At 57.8% G+C, this 15,416-nt stretch carries 8 protein-coding genes; all 8 read left to right on the forward strand.

The window, feature by feature from the left end; genetic code table 11:
• Positions 1 to 2,790, forward strand: a 2,790-nt coding sequence (locus tag QGH30_07665; protein ID MDP7022212.1) for a C25 family cysteine peptidase, incomplete at its 5' end; no start/stop codon positions are given.
• 205 nt (positions 2,791 to 2,995) lie between these two features.
• Positions 2,996 to 6,292: a C25 family cysteine peptidase gene (locus QGH30_07670; protein MDP7022213.1), complete on the forward strand. Its 3,297-nt coding sequence runs from the start codon at positions 2,996 to 2,998 to the stop codon at positions 6,290 to 6,292.
• Positions 6,293 to 6,386: 94 nt separating this feature from the next.
• Positions 6,387 to 8,576, forward strand: a complete 2,190-nt coding sequence (locus QGH30_07675) for a butyrate kinase (protein ID MDP7022214.1) — start codon at positions 6,387 to 6,389, stop codon at positions 8,574 to 8,576.
• 430 nt (positions 8,577 to 9,006) lie between these two features.
• Complete coding sequence (locus QGH30_07680; protein ID MDP7022215.1) at positions 9,007 to 10,947, forward strand: TonB-dependent receptor; 1,941 nt, start codon at positions 9,007 to 9,009, stop codon at positions 10,945 to 10,947.
• A gap of 27 nt (positions 10,948 to 10,974) precedes the next feature.
• Complete coding sequence (locus tag QGH30_07685) at positions 10,975 to 11,589, forward strand: HmuY family protein (protein ID MDP7022216.1); 615 nt, start codon at positions 10,975 to 10,977, stop codon at positions 11,587 to 11,589.
• 96 nt (positions 11,590 to 11,685) lie between these two features.
• Positions 11,686 to 12,462 (forward strand): metal-dependent transcriptional regulator, encoded by a 777-nt coding sequence (locus tag QGH30_07690; GenBank protein MDP7022217.1) that lies wholly within the window; start codon positions 11,686 to 11,688, stop codon positions 12,460 to 12,462.
• On the forward strand, positions 12,463 to 14,541 hold the full coding sequence (feoB, locus tag QGH30_07695; protein ID MDP7022218.1) for a ferrous iron transport protein B: 2,079 nt from the start codon (positions 12,463 to 12,465) through the stop codon (positions 14,539 to 14,541).
• Positions 14,538 to 15,353, forward strand: coding sequence for a hypothetical protein (locus QGH30_07700; GenBank protein ID MDP7022219.1), 816 nt, complete (start codon positions 14,538 to 14,540; stop codon positions 15,351 to 15,353). The genes feoB and QGH30_07700 overlap by 4 nt, the downstream gene beginning before the upstream one ends.
• Positions 15,354 to 15,416 lie beyond the last annotated feature (63 nt).

Consider the following 15,416-nt stretch of genomic DNA (forward strand, 5'->3'; position numbering starts at 1 on the left):
GGCAATGCTCGCGCCGAAGAAGCGCTGAAGCTTTCTACCTGGAGTCCTTTCTTCGCTCCTCTTTACGACCGCATTGCCGGAGGCCGGGGTCTTCATGACAGCTACCCGGATCTGGTTCGCGATGTGGTGACCCTGGTCGTGGTGGCTCCTCCGCAGTTTGAGGCCCAGTTGCAGGACTTTGTGGACTGGAAGACCGAGCGTGGCTTCCACACGATTCTTGCGATCACGGGCACTCCGGAAGTGGGCACGACGAAGCAGGAGATTCGAAATTACATCCACGGTCTCTACAACAACGCTACTCCCGAACTTCCCGCACCGAGCTTTGTGATCTTTGTCGGCGATGTGGCACAGATGCCGACCTGGACCGAGGCTGGAGATGCTACGGACCGTCCCTACTGCGATGTTGAGGGCGATCTGGTTCCGGACATCTACTATGGCCGCTTCTCGGCCACGAACCCGAGCCAGTTGCAGGCGATTCTCGACAAGACACTGATGTACGATCAGTTCGCCATGCCGGATCCTTCCTACCTGGAGGAAGTCGTGATGATTGCCGGCATGGACTGGAGCCATGGTTCCACCTGGGGCAATGGGCAGGTCAACTACGGCACGAACTATTACTTCAACCCTGAACACAACATCTACAGCCACACCTACCTGTATCCCGAGTCGGGGAGCAACTCGGGGAACATCATCCAGCATGTAAGCGACGGTGTGAGCTACATCAACTACTCGGCTCACGGGGACCAGACCAGTTGGTCGGATCCCTACTTCGGACAGAGTGATATCAACGGCCTGAACAACTACGGGAAGTACTGCCTCGCCGTCGGCAATTGCTGCATGACGAGTGCCTACGACTACGGCGAGTGCTTTGCCGAGACCTGGCTGCGGGCAACGGACAAGGGCGCGATCGGCTACATCGGCGGATCGGACAACACCTACTGGGACGAGGACTACTGGTGGGGAGTGGGAAATACGAGCAGTATTATCGCCAACCCGACCTATGAAGGCTCCGGTCTGGGAGCCTATGACGGGCTCTTCCACGATCACGGCGAGGCCGAGACGCAGCACTATGTGACCAACGACGCGATCATCTTCTCCGGGAACCTGGCCGTGATGGAAGCGGGCTCGAGTCTGGCGACTTACTACTGGAACATCTACAACCTCATGGGCGACCCGAGCATTTCCACCTGGATCGGCTTGCCGCAAGTCAACCCGGTGGATCATCCCGCAGTGATTTCTTCGGACATGGCAAGTGTGGAACTCAGTGCAGCGCCGGGAAGCTATGTGGGGCTGAGTCAGGGTGGCGTTCTCGCAGGAGCCGGGACGGTGGATGCGAGCGGCACGAGTGAGATTGAGCTCTGGAACCTGGATCCTCTCGGAGGAAGCCTTTCGCTTCTGGTCATGGCCCAGAACCGTGTGCCCTATTCCGCGGAGATTCTGCTGGGCGATGTGGATCTTCCGGAGATCAGTGTCAGTCCCGATTCCATGGACCTGGTTCTTTATACCGGCGAGACGGACAGCCATCTTCTCAGCATCAGCAATACCGGCGAAGAGGGAAGCACTTTGCTGTATTCTCTCTCTCTTCTGGATCCTCTTCTTCCCCTGGAGCGGAGTGTGGAAGGTTCCACCCTGACTCCGGATCCTTCGAACTACGAGCCGCACCAGACGCAGACCTACACGCTCACGGTCTACAACAACAGTTCCGACTATGAGTGGCTCAGTCAGGTGACTCTCGATTTTTCATCCGGCGTGGTTGTGGAAAGTTCCTCGGACTTTGTCGGGGGAAGCGGGGGAGAACTGGCCAGTAATCATGCCACCGGGCCCGGAGCCCTGCTGTCCTGGGATGATGAAAACGGCGGTTGGGGGAACATCTACGGCGGTGAGTCCGCCACCTGCCAGATCACCCTGAGTTTCCTGGGAATCTCCGGTGACCTGTCCATTCCCTTCAGCATCCGGGGAGACATCTACGGAGACGAGCCTCATGAGATCTTCGGCAACATGATCCTGGAAGGACCGTCGGGGCCCGGGATTACGGTACTCAGCCCTTCGGGAGAGGAACTCTGGGCCATCGGAAGCCTGGAGGAGTTCCGCTGGGCCTGGAGCGGGGACATTCCCTTCGTGAAGATCGAACTCAGCAGGGACAACGGAGAGACTTGGGAGATTCTTGCACAGTCCACGGAGAACATCGGCACCTGGCCCTGGCTGGTGGAGGGGTCTCCTTCTGCAGACTGCCTGGCGAAAATCAGCAGCAGCGATGGCAGCGTGAGCGGAGAGAGCAATGCTCCTTTCCTGATCTTCCAGCCTCTGGACTGGATCGAACTGGAAGTGAGTGAGGGGGGACTGGGCGCAGGGGAGACTGCGAACATTCCGGTCAATCTGGATGCCAGCGGTCTGGCGCAGGGAGACTACCGGGTGAACATTGTCATCGAACACAATGCTCCCGGCCCGGACATCACGGTTCCCCTGATCCTTCATGTTCTTGAGGGGGGGACGGGAGTGGAGTTCGAAACACCAGAACTTCAGCACTTTGGCAATTTCCCGAATCCCTTCAACCCGAAAACCCGGCTGGACTTTCATCTGCCGACTTCGGGTCCGGCGCTCCTGCAGATACACGATGTATCCGGCCGTGTCCTTCGCACACTCCACGAGGGGGTTCTTGCGTCGGGATTTCACTCCCTTGAATGGGACGGTCGTGATCACTTCGGACAGGAGCTTCCAAGTGGGATCTATTTCAGCCGGCTTTCCTTCGGAAATGAAAGCAGAAGCCGGAAGATGCTCCTTCTCAAGTAGTTTCCCAGAGTTCCTGTTTCTTTCCCGCAAAGGTGCGCGCCCCTGTCTCTTCCCCGGGGTTTGAAGGCATGGATTTCCTTTCCCATTGTCTTCCCCTACCTCAAACTGGTATAATAGAGATTGCCAACCGGCAAATTGGGTGCTTGGGCGTATCCAATTCATAGGAAATATCACCTCTCTGGGGGACCACATGCTCAGGAAAGCGTTGATCTCTATTCTCCTCATTGCCATAAGCCTTCCGGCCCTGGCCGCTACCGTTTCACTGGATTCCTCGAAGGATGCCTATAGCATCGAGGTTCTGGAATCTTCCGGATCCAGTTCGATCCTCCAGTACAATGTGCATCACTTTGACATGGAGTCCGTGATGATCTCCGGTGTGGAGTACACGAGCCTGAATCTCGGCACTCGTGCGCTTCATCAGGAGGCGGGACTTCCGGCACTTCCGACCCTTCGCGAGTCCATCGCAATTCCCGATGATGCGGAAATGAAGATCCGGGTTATCGAGAGCGACTTTGTGGACTTTGAGAATGTGGACATTGTGCCTTCCAAGGGTGCGCTGACCCGGAACATCGACCCCGCGATGGTTCCCTACAATTTCGACGACTTCTACAGCGGAGACCAGTGGTTCCCTTCAGGGGTGGCTCTCCTGGACACTCCCTACATCCTGAGAGATGTTCGCGGGCAGGTCGTTGAGATCAATCCTTTCCTCTACAATCCCTCCACCCACACCCTGCGTGTCTACCACTCCGTGACGGTGGCCGTGGAGGCGAGTGGGCCGGGCCGGACCAATGTTCTGGAATCCCGCCCTCCCGCACGAGTGGAGGAGTTCGAAAAGCTCTATCGCCATCACTTCATGAACTACGATGGCAGTGGCGATCGCTATACTTCCGTGGGCGAAGAGGGCGACATGCTGGTGATTTACTATGATGCCTTTGCCCCGCAGATCCAGCCTCTCGTGGACTGGAGAAACCAGATGGGGATTTCTACGGAGATGGTCCCTGTTTCCATGGCCGGTTCTTCCGGCTCTGCGCTCATGAGTTATGTCCAGTCCTACTATGACAACCCTTCCCACAATCTGGCCTTTGTTCTCCTGGTGGGCGATGGCGCGCAGGTTCCTTACCTGGTCAATGATGGCGGGGCAGCGGATCCGAGCCTCAGCCTTCTGGCCGGTGGCGACAGCTACCCCGAGATCTTCGTCGGTCGAATTTCTGCGGAGAATGCGAATCAGGTAACGGTTCAGGTGCAGAAGACCATCGAGTACGAAAGAGATGCCCAGGCCGGTGGCGACTGGTATCACAAGGCAACGGGGATCGGCTCTTCAGAGGGCTCCGGTATCGGTGATGACGGAGAGGCCGACTGGCAGCATCAGGACAACATTCGTGCCGACCTTCTCGGATTCACCTATACGGAAGTGGATCAGATCTACGATCCGGGGGCAAGTTCCTCCCAGGTAACTTCCGCCGTGAACGCAGGGCGCAGCTTTATGAATTACACGGGCCATGGAAGCACGACGGCCTGGAGCACGACCGGTTTCTCCAACAGCAATGTCAACTCCCTGAGCAATGACAACATGCTGCCCTATATCGTCAGCGTTGCCTGCGTGAACGGCGAGTTCATGAACACGACCTGTTTCGCGGAAGCCTGGCTTCGCGCCACGCACAATGGTGAGGCCAGCGGTGCTGTCGCCATGTACGCTTCGACAGTCAACCAGCAGTGGGCGACTCCCATGTGCGGGCAGGACGAAATCGTGGACCTGCTCGTTGCCGGAGAGAAGCGGACCTATGGCGGTCTTTGCTTCAATGGTTCCTGCCAGATGATGGACGAGTACGGTTCGAATGGTCAGACCGAGTTCAAGAACTGGACGATCTTCGGCGATCCCGCGCTCCGGGTTCGCACGGACACTCCTTCGGCTCTTTCCATCAGCCATGCAGATGCTCTTGACCCCATGGCCGATTCCTTCCAGGTGGAAGCAGAAGCCGGGGCTCTCGCTGCGATCAGTTACAATGGCAATCTCATCGGCTCTGCCTTTGCCGATGCCTCCGGCACGGCCACGGTTCCTCTGGATGGAGTCATCCCCGACAATGGCGACGATGTCATTCTGACGGTCTCCTCCTTCAACCGCTTCACGGTGGTCGAGAATCTGCCCACGGGGCCGGTTCTGATTCCGACCTGCGATGTAACGCCTGGAGAACTGGATGTCACACTGCTATCGGGCGATACGACCAGCGAGTGGCTGCACATCAGCAACAATGGCGAGGCCGGATCCGTTCTGAACTGGAGTATTGAGATTAATGACCCCAACTTCCCTCTGTCCCGGGGCTCCGGTCGCAGCATGAGCGGATCCACCCTGAGCGTGGATCCCTCCGACTACCTGCCCGGCACATCAGTGGATATCACGGTTTCCGCAACTAATAACAGCAGCGATAACGAGTGGACGATCGCCGTGGCCCTGGACTTCCCGGCGGGCATCGTCGTGAATTCCGCTACGGACATGACTGGCGGAAGCGGCGGCTCGCTGAGCTACAACGGAGCTTCCGGCGATGGCGCTGCCGTCGAATGGACGGACCCTGACGGTGGTTGGGGCCAGATCTATCCCGGGGAAACCGGCACAGCAACGGTCAATGTGACTTTCACGGGTACGGGCGACCTTGTGGCCGACTGGACTCAGACCGGTGATGACTGGGGAGACAATCCTCACAGTGTCGATGGAACCGTGACTTTCCACATGCTCGGGCCGGCCGTGAACGTTCTCGCTCCCAATGGTGGCGAGGTCTTCGCTCTCGGTTCCGATGTGGCCATCGAATACAGCGCGGCCGGTGGCGTCGGCATGGTGGCGATCGAGCTTTCCCGCAACAGCGGGCTGAGCTGGGAAGTCCTTCTGGAGTCTGCCTTCCCCAGCGGTCTTTATACCTGGACTGCAGAAGGCGATGTGAGCGCACACTGCAGGGTGCGCGTTCGCGACATTCTCGACAGCGAGGTCAGTGACACAAGTGATGCGGACTTCACCATCACCAATGACATGTCCTGGGTTGTAGTACCAGTGACTTCCGGCAGCATTCCCCAGGGAAGCTCACAGTCCGTGGAACTGCTTTTCTCGGCCGAGGATCGCCCCGATGGTGTCTACGAAGCCGAACTGTTCCTCAGCAGCAATGCAGAAGACGATCTGCTGATTCCTGTCACGCTTACGGTCTACTCCGACCTGACGGACGCAGGCAGCACTCCTGCCCGTGTGGCCCTTGGGCAGAACTTCCCGAACCCCTTCAACCCGACGACGGCCATCTCCTTCTCCCTGCCTTCTGGGGGCGAAGTGGAGCTTGCGGTCTACACTCCCTCCGGTGAGCGCGTTCGCACGCTGCTTCGGGGAATGCAGGGCGAGGGGAATCATCATGTGGTCTGGGACGGAAGCGATGATCGCGGGAACCCGGTTTCCTCGGGCGTCTACTTCTATCGTCTGGAAACCGGCGTTAAGACCCTGAGTCGGAAAATGCTGATGCTGAAATAGCAGCTTTTGATTCTCTCCATCAGCGGGGAAGGGCCTTCGGGCCCTTCCCTTTTTTCTGCTTGCCACATTCCACGAGAGGAACTTCCTTGGGAGCATGAAAACCATCGACCCCAAGTCCCTGTCCCCCTCTGAAATCTTCCGCCGGCTTCTCGGTGGAAAATTGTGCCGGGAACTGGAAAGCACTTCACCGAAGATTCTCGTAATCAACCCGGGAAGCACATCCACTAAGGTGACGCTCTTCGAAGGCCTCGAGATCCGTGAGAACTTCGAAGTTCACATTCATCCGGACGAGGAAGATTCCTCAGAGAGCCGCGAGAGAATGATCCGTCTCTGGATGGAGGAGCGCGGCATCCGGCTCGAAGACCTCATGGGCATTGCCGCTCGTGGCGGGTTCGTTCGTCCGGTGAAGGCGGGAACCTACAGGGTGGGCGAGGAAATGCTGGAGGATCTGAAGGATCCGGAGATCCGTCATGCGGCGAACATGGGAGTGAAAATCGCGATGGGCCTGCGGGGGGATTGCGATCTTCCGGTCACGATTACCGACCCGGTGGTGGTCGACGAAGTGGAACTGGGAGCGAGGCTCACCGGGATTCGGGAATTCAAGACCGACGGGACGAGTGCTCACTATCTGAGTCACAAGAGTGTTCTGCGCCTCTGCGCAGCCGAGCAGGGTCTCGATCCAGAGGATTGCGACATGGTGAGCGTGCATCTCGGCGGCGGCTTTTCCCTGATCCGGCACAGCGGAGGTCGCGCGGTCAAGGTGATCAATGCCTTCAGCGGGCTTCCCTCTGCAAACCGTTCGGGATCCTTGCCCCAGCACGAGGTGCTCCTTCGTCTTCGGGATCATGAGATAAGCATCGAGGATCTCTCGCGATGGACAATCCGCGAGGGTGGACTGCTCTCTCTTGCCGGAACCAATGACTTCCGCACCCTGCTTGAGTTTCAAAAGGAGGGCGCAAGCGAGGAGCAGTCCGAGAAGATCGAACTGGTTCTCGATTTCTTCGCCGAAAAGATCGCCGAGGGAATTCTCTCCCTCTGCACGGGGCCGGATCGCCCGGACTTTGCCTGCCTCACCGGTGGCCTTTCCCGCAATGAGGACTTCTGCCTTCGAATCGAGGGCAAGTTGGGAGGGCTGCTTCCCCTGGTTCGGGTTCCCGGCAGTCTGGAACAGGAGAGCCTTGCTTCCGGCATGGCTCTGGCACTCCTTGATCCGGCCTCGCTTGGTGATTACCGCAAGGAGCGGGACTCCCTGTCCAGATTGAGAGCCCGCGAGAATCGACTGATTGATCGCCCGGTCTTTGCCCGCCCCGTCCTCCGCCGGAAGAAGGGGAGTCCTCTCCACAACCTGGAGGAGATCATCCAGGCAACCCGGCAACGGGTGCAGGAGGTCTTTCGTCCCACCATCGCCATCGCCGGCGCGGACAATGAGGATGCCCTGGCGGCGGCCCGGATGGCCACCGCTGTGGGAGAGGTCAAGATTGCGCGCTTTCTTCTTGTCGGCGAGGAGAAGCGGACGCGGAGAATTGCATCGCGTCTCGGGATGGATCTCGATAGCGAAGATTTCCGTTTCATTGCGTCGGAGGATCCGGTGGCGCAATGCCTGGAGCTTTATGAAGAGGAAGCCTGTCATGTCCTGATGAAGGGCTCGGTGAAGACCGAGGAGATTCTGGCGCCCACTTTTCGCTGGCTGAAGGAGCGTGACCGACTTCCCGAGAATGCGCTCTACAGCCATGTGGCCGTCTTCGAGCGACGGGAGTTGGGGAAACTGATCCTGCTTTCCGATGCCGGGATCAATATTGATCCTGATTCCGAGGAGAAGCGCCGGATCCTGGAGAACGCTCTCTTTGTTGCAAGAAGCCTGAACCTGCCCCTTCCCCGGGCCGCTCTTCTCAGTGCCGTGGAGAAGGTGAATCCCCGAATTGAAAGCTCGGTGGAGGCACAGCAAATCGCCAATCTCTACGAGGATCGTCGCGATTGCATGGTGGAAGGTCCCCTCAGTTTTGATGTGGCCACCGAGCGGGAGATCGCGGAGGAGAAACAGTATCCGGGGCAGATCCAGGGCAATGCGGACATTCTCATCATGCCCGGAATCGACTCGGCCAATGCGGTCTACAAGACCCTCACCACCAGCGGACATGATGCTGCCGGTTGTATCGTGGGAGGAGGGATTCCCGTCGTTCTGACCAGTCGCGGGGACTCGGCCCTGACCAAGCTGGCCAGTATTTCTCTCAGCCTGCGTCTTTACTTCCAGCGAGTGCGCGAGAGTTCTCCCCCGAAATCGTAGGTGTCTCCCGAATCGGGAGATTCAAGACTCACTCCGGCGAAGGGTTGATGCCCAAGTCTTTGACTGGCAAGGACTTGGGCTTGCCAGTTTCCGGCATGAAGGATGCAATGCCCCGGGTGAGTCTTGGCTGAAAGGGGCTTCCTCTTCGCCCCGGGTCGCGGCCCTTCCCACCGGAGCTCCTGCTCCAAACAGACCCCCGGAAATCCCCCTCAGCGCGGAGGGGGATTTCTCATAGAAAGGAAGCCCCCGGATTTCCGGGGGCTTTCATCAAGCCGCGAGGGGCTGACCCAACTGCGTGACTTGAGTATAGCAGATTCGCCGCATCAGGAACAGATGGCGAGATCCAAAAAACCCACGAATGGTGACTCTCCGGTGACAAAAGCGAACGCTGTTCACCCTAGATTTCTTCAGGATTCGAAAAGGAGAGGGAATGTCTGTTCGCTGGATTCTGCCTGCCCTGGTTTTCGCCATGCCTGCCCTCGCCCTGGAGACGGAGGGCAGGAATCGGGACGCCAACGCCCACTATCAGGTGGATCCCATCGTGGTCACGGCAACCCGCACGGAGAGACCTCTTCTGGAAACCCCGGTGGCCACGGAACTCATTCAGCGGGAAGAGATCGAGGAGAGCGGGGCCGGCAATGTTGCAGAGTTTCTGGAAACCAAGGCCGGAGTTTCCATATCGCATTCCATCTTCGGAAACGGGGTCGAACTTCAGGGACTGGGCTCCGAGTATGTCCTGGTGCTGATCGACGGGGAGAGGATCGGAGGAAGGAAGAACGGGGTTCTTGATCTTTCCCGCATTCCCCTTAGCAGCATTGAGCGCATCGAGATCGTCAAGGGGAACCAGTCTTCCCTTTATGGCTCCGAGGCCATTGGTGGCGTTTTGAACCTGATCACGCGAGACAGTCACTCGCCCGTGGAACTGGATCTCAGCGGCAGCTACTTCAGCAGTTCCCAGGTGGATCTGGGGGCAAGCCTCGGAAAAAGAGGCGAGATCTGGAAGAGTCGCCTCTCCGGGGGTTTCCGGACTGCGTCCGGCCATGACTGGCTACCGGAGGATCCGGAAACCAGTGTCGATGCCTTTCGCGAACTGAGCCTGTCTTCCCACTCGGAACTGTCTCTTGGCGAGTTTTCACTTCTGGAAGGCCGAACGGCCTATACCCGAAAGATGCAGGAAGGCGTGGATGGAGGGACGGAGAGTTTCCCCCTGATCTTTGACCGAAGCAATCTCATCGAGACCTTCAACGCCTCTGTGGGCCCCCGCTTCATGATCGGGGAGACAGGTCGCCTGAAAGGGATTCTGGGACTCTCCTTCTACCGGGATGAGTACCTGCAGGATCAGCGGGAGGGAAGCGTCTACGACACCTTCCATGAAACCTGGGAACAGCTTCTGCAGTTTTCCCTGCAGGCGGATCGTGCGCTTCCCGGGGGGCATCAGCTTTCCAGCGGTCTGGAATTCCTGCACGAGGATCTGGAGACAGAGAGGCTTCAGGAGGGACACAGCGATCGAAACCGCACCTCCTGGTTCCTGCAGGATGAATGGATGCCGGGACTCTCCGGGAAGCTAAGGGTTCTTCCCAGCTTCCGCTTTGACCGGGATTCCCAGTTCGGTTTTCACTTCACTCCGAAACTGGCTCTGCGATACGACATGAAGGGGAGTCTGGTTCTTCGGGCCAGTCTGGGAAACGGCTACCGGGCTCCCGACTTCAAGGAACTCTATGTTCACTTTGTGCATCCGGCCGTGGGCTATGAGATTATCGGCAATCCGGATCTTCTGCCCGAAGTATCCCGAAGCGCAAGCCTTGCTCTGGAGTGGCAGGGAAGTCGCAAGCTTTGGGCAAGTCTGTCCTGCTTTCGCCACGACTTTGAGAATCTGATTCAGGGAATCATCACCGATGAGACCAGCCCCGGTGGTTACAATCTCGGGGTTTATGTCAATGTCGAAGAGGCTTTGGTTCAGGGCCTTGAAGCCAGCCTGAGGGTTCGGGATTGGGGTCCGCTGAACGCGGAGCTCAGTTACAGCTATCTGGTTCCTGAAGATGTGACGACGGGTGAGGTGCTGGAAGGAAAACCGAAGCACCGGGCCAGCCTGAACCTGGATACCCGACTATTCCATTGGAAGAGCAAACTCATTCTGCGAGGAAGCTGGGTGGGGGAAAGGGTCTTCCATCAAAGCTACAGCGGAGTCAGCTCAGACACGGTTCCCCCATACATTCTGCTGGACCTTCGGCTCCGGCAGCCCTTGCAGGGCCCCCTGAATCTCTCTGTCGGCCTGCACAACCTTCTGGATGCCGGCGACCACGATTACTTGAGGATTCCCCCTCGTCGGCTGTCTCTGGGGCTTCAGTGGTCCCACAATTCCAAGCCCTGACAGGCTTCTCACAAACAAGGAGAATACATGAAAAAGACCCTCTCAATCCTCTCGATCGCCCTTCTCGTTTTGATGGCCGGATGTGCTGGGCTGGGCCCCACAGACGAAGAGAATGACACGGGAACGGATGAAATCACCACCACGGACAATGGGGACGGAACCTTCAGCACGGGTGTGCTGACCACGGACGGGAGCAGCACGGACTTCGTCTATTTTGACTTTACCTCGGGGGAAGGCGTGCTTCCGGGCAATCCGGGCGACTCCGATACCTGGTGTCTCGGCTTCCTGAACTACGAGATCATCGTCAATGGTGGAGTGAGCGGGACAGGCTCGCTTGCCATTCTCGGACTTCCCGGCGAGAACTTCGAAACCATGAGCGATGCCTGCATGGGCGATTACATCTGTGATCAGGATGATCCCGATCCGGGCAACCCCTACGATGGCGACGGTTATGCCTTCAATCAGGCGGGGGGATGGTACACCTACAATCCCCAGACCCACGAGTTCTCCGTGAATGACAAGGTCTATGTCATCCAGTGTGGCTCAGGCTACTACAAGATGAAGATCACGAGTTTCATTTCCACAGGCCCGGGTTCTCCCATGACTCTGGCCTTCGACTGGGGTCAGATTGCGGCGCCCTAGTCACCCTCGCAGGGAGCCTTTCGGGGCTCCCTGTTTTTTTTGCCTTGCTTCTTAGGCTTGACTAAGTTACATTTAGGCAAGCCTAAGAGGAGGGCTATGGCCCAGATCAGCAACCTAAGTGAAAGTCTGGAAGACTATCTGGAAATTGTTCTTCAACTCACCCAGGACAAGGGAGAGGCGAGAGCCAAGGACATTGCCGAGCGAAAGGGCGTTCGCATGGCTAGCGTCACGGGGGCGCTCAAGCGACTTTCCCGGGAGGGTCTGGTCGACTACCGGGCCCGGGATGCCATCAGCCTGACTCCCGATGGCTACGAGATTGCTCACCGGGTGTTGCAGCGCCACGAGTTTATCCATCGCTTTCTTCGCGATGTACTCGGCGTCAGTGACGGGATCGCCGAGCGGGATGCCTGCGCCATCGAACACATCATCAGTCTGGAAACCCTCGACCGTCTGGCCACTTTCGTCGAGTTTCTGAAAGCCTGTCCCCGAACCGGGGAAGATCTGGTTCAGAGATTCAATGACTGCTACAAGGTGGGAGAGGCGAATTCAAATGGTGAAGCCACCGAAAATATGGCCTGCCGGGACAAGAACTGCAGCCCCGACTTTCCCGATTCTGCGGTTCGTCTGTTCAGCGGTCGGGCGCGGAGGATTGCCCTTTCCGAACTGAAACCGGGCGAACGGGGAAGGATCATCAGTGTGCGCGCCCAGACCCGCATCCGCCAGCGGCTGATTGACATGGGCCTTCTTCCGGGCGTAGAACTGGAAATGCACAAGGTGGCTCCCTTGGGGGATCCCATCGAGATCAAGCTCAAGGGCTTTCACCTGTCCCTTCGCAAGATCGAAGCTTCCACAATCGCGGTGGAGTTGATCTAGATGAGCAGCGAAAGCACCGTCCGGGACCTGAGGGTCGCGATTGCCGGGAACCCGAACTCCGGGAAGACCTCTCTTTTCAATCACCTCACCGGGGGTCGCCAGCATGTCGGCAATTATCCCGGAGTTACCGTGGAGAAGAAGTGGGGACGGCGGCGGGATGCCGAGGGCACCCTTCTCTTTGTGGACCTGCCGGGAACCTACAGCCTGACCTCTCTCAGCGAGGAAGAGCGCGTCGCCCGAAGCTACCTGATCAATGAGCGGCCGGATCTGGTCGTCAATGTTCTCGATGCATCCAGTCTGGAGCGCAATCTCTATCTCAGTGTCCAGCTCATGGAACTCGAGATGAACCTTGTTCTTGCTCTCAATATGATCGACGAGGCCAACGCTCTCGGGGCCATCATCGACCGGAAATCGCTGGAAGAATTGACGGGCGCTCCCGTAGTGGAAACCCAGGGGCATCGGGGTCGGGGAGTGGAGGATCTGCTTCGCCAGATCCGAAAGAATGACTTTCGTTCCCCGGAATTGCGGCAGGTGAACTACGGACCTGTCGTAGAAAAGGAGATCGAGACTCTTCTTGAGGATCTTGCCGAGATCCGGGAACTGCCCCTGCCGGCTCGCTATGTGGCCATCAAGCTTCTGGAGGAGGACCGCCAGATCGGCGAAGGAGTCAGGGAAGACCATCCCCGTCCGGACTGGCTGATGAACAGGGTCCGCGAAGCTCGGGACAGGATTCTGACCTCTCTCCGCGAGTCCGCGGAACTGGTCATTGCGGATCGACGGCACGGCTTCGCAGCCGGTCTGGCCCGGGAGATTCTCCTGCGTCGACCCCGCGAAGACAGGATCACGGAAAGCGAGCGACTGGATTCGGTGCTGACCCACCGCTTTCTGGGTCTCCCCATATTCCTTGCCATGATGTTCGCGCTTTTCTGGCTCACCTTCCGCCTGGGCGATCCCCTGATGGGGCTGATCGAGAGTCTCTTTGCCTGGCTTGCTTCGTCGATTGCCGGATTCTGGCCTTCCGACCAATGGCCAGTCCTGAGAAGTCTCCTGCTGGAGGGAATCATCGGGGGTGTCGGAGGAGTTCTGGTTTTCCTCCCCAACATCATCCTTCTCTTCCTGGGAATCAGCCTGCTCGAGGACACGGGCTACATGAGCCGGGCGGCCTTTCTTATGGACCGGCTCATGCACCGCTTCGGGCTTCATGGCAAGAGTTTCATTCCCATGCTGATCGGCTTCGGATGCACGGTGCCGGCTATCATGGCGACACGAACCCTGGAAAGCCGACGGGATCGTCTGATCACCATGATGATCCTGCCCTTTATCTCCTGCGGCGCCCGGCTTCCGATCTTTCTGCTTCTCATTCCGGCCTTTTTTCCCCGCTCCTGGCAGGCGCCTGTTCTCTGGGGGCTCTACATTCTGGGGATCCTGCTCGGCCTTTTGATGGCACTCATTCTTCGCAAGACCATCTTCGGAGGCAGGGAAGCTCCCTTTGTCATGGAACTTCCTCCCTATCGCCGACCCGGGCTTCGGAATATCAGCCTCCACATGTGGCAGCGCTCGCTTATGTATTTGAAGAAAGCGGGAACCATCATTCTCGCAATTTCGGTTCTCCTTTGGGTTCTGGGGAGTTTCCCGAAACTCCCTCATGATGCTGTGATTGATGGTTTTGAAAGCCGGGAGGCTGCGGAGTTGGCCTATTCCCTGTCCGGGCGAATCGGACATTCTCTGGAACCTCTCACTTCAGCTCTCGGTTTCGATTGGAAGGTGAACACGGCCTTTCTCGGTGCCTTTGCCGCCAAGGAGGTCTTCGTTGCCCAGATGGGCATCGTCTATTCCATGGGCGAGGAGGAAGAAGACCTTCGCAAGCTGCTTGCCCGACACTACAGCCCTCTACAGGGGCTTTCGATTCTGGTCTTTGCACTTCTTGCCTCTCCCTGCGTGGCGACTCTCGCAATTACCAGAAAGGAATCCGGGCGATGGCGCTGGGCGCTCCTGCAATGGGGGGGCTTGACCGCAACGGCCTGGATCCTGTCTTTCCTGATTTTCCAGATTGGCAGCCTTCTAGGAGTGGGAACATGATCGGTTTGAAAGCCTTTATCTTCATTTTTCTGACCATGCCTCTCGGGCATGCCATGATGATCGGCTTGAATGCCACGGGTCGGTCGGGAATGATCGCCGGCGCGGTCTTCATGGCTCTTCTGGGCCTGGCGCTCCTGATCTGGACTCGTTACCTGAAGAGCAGCACCACGCAGAGCCTTCTTGGTGCTCTTGCGGGGATCTTCCTCTGGACCGGAGCGGTGGAGTATGGCCTGAAGTTTGGTGCCGAAGCTCTTGGGATTCCTGTGGAGAACGGGACTCTTGGCGAGTATCGCATCATGAAGCACACTTGGAGCTTTATCGTTCTGGTTTCCATCTACCTTCTCTTCCAGGAAAGTGTTCGCTGCAATTTCTTTGTCTGGTTACGGCAGAAGCTCGGTCTCATGCGCGGGAAGGCCGTGGAAGGCAAGGTCAGCAACTACGGTCCCCGGACTGCTTTCGAGATGATCACGCTTCTCTGGTTCTTCTATGTGCTGCTTCTGATCGCCTATGATGAAACGCTCTTTGGAGTGAAAAGCCTCTTTACCTACTCGATCTTTCTGGGGAGTTTCGCGGCGACCGGCTACCTCCTGGTGAAACTGGTCCGCATCCGGGACATGGGTTATGCCATCCGCTACGCGATTCCGACGGTGATCATTCTCTGGAACAACGTTGAGATTCTTGCGAAATGGAATGTCTTCACCGAACCTTGGATCACGATGGATCCGGCCATCATGTCGATCATCGGCGTGGCCTTCGTACTGGCATCCTTCACCGTCTACAATGCTCTGAGGGCAAAGGAGATCAAGTCATGAGGACCCTGATTCTGAAACAGGCCGCCTTCCTCGCGGCTTTCGGCCTGGTTCTGGGCTTTCTGA

The organism is Candidatus Krumholzibacteriia bacterium (assembly GCA_030748535.1).
Classification (GTDB): Bacteria; Krumholzibacteriota; Krumholzibacteriia; order JACNKJ01; family JACNKJ01; genus JASMLU01.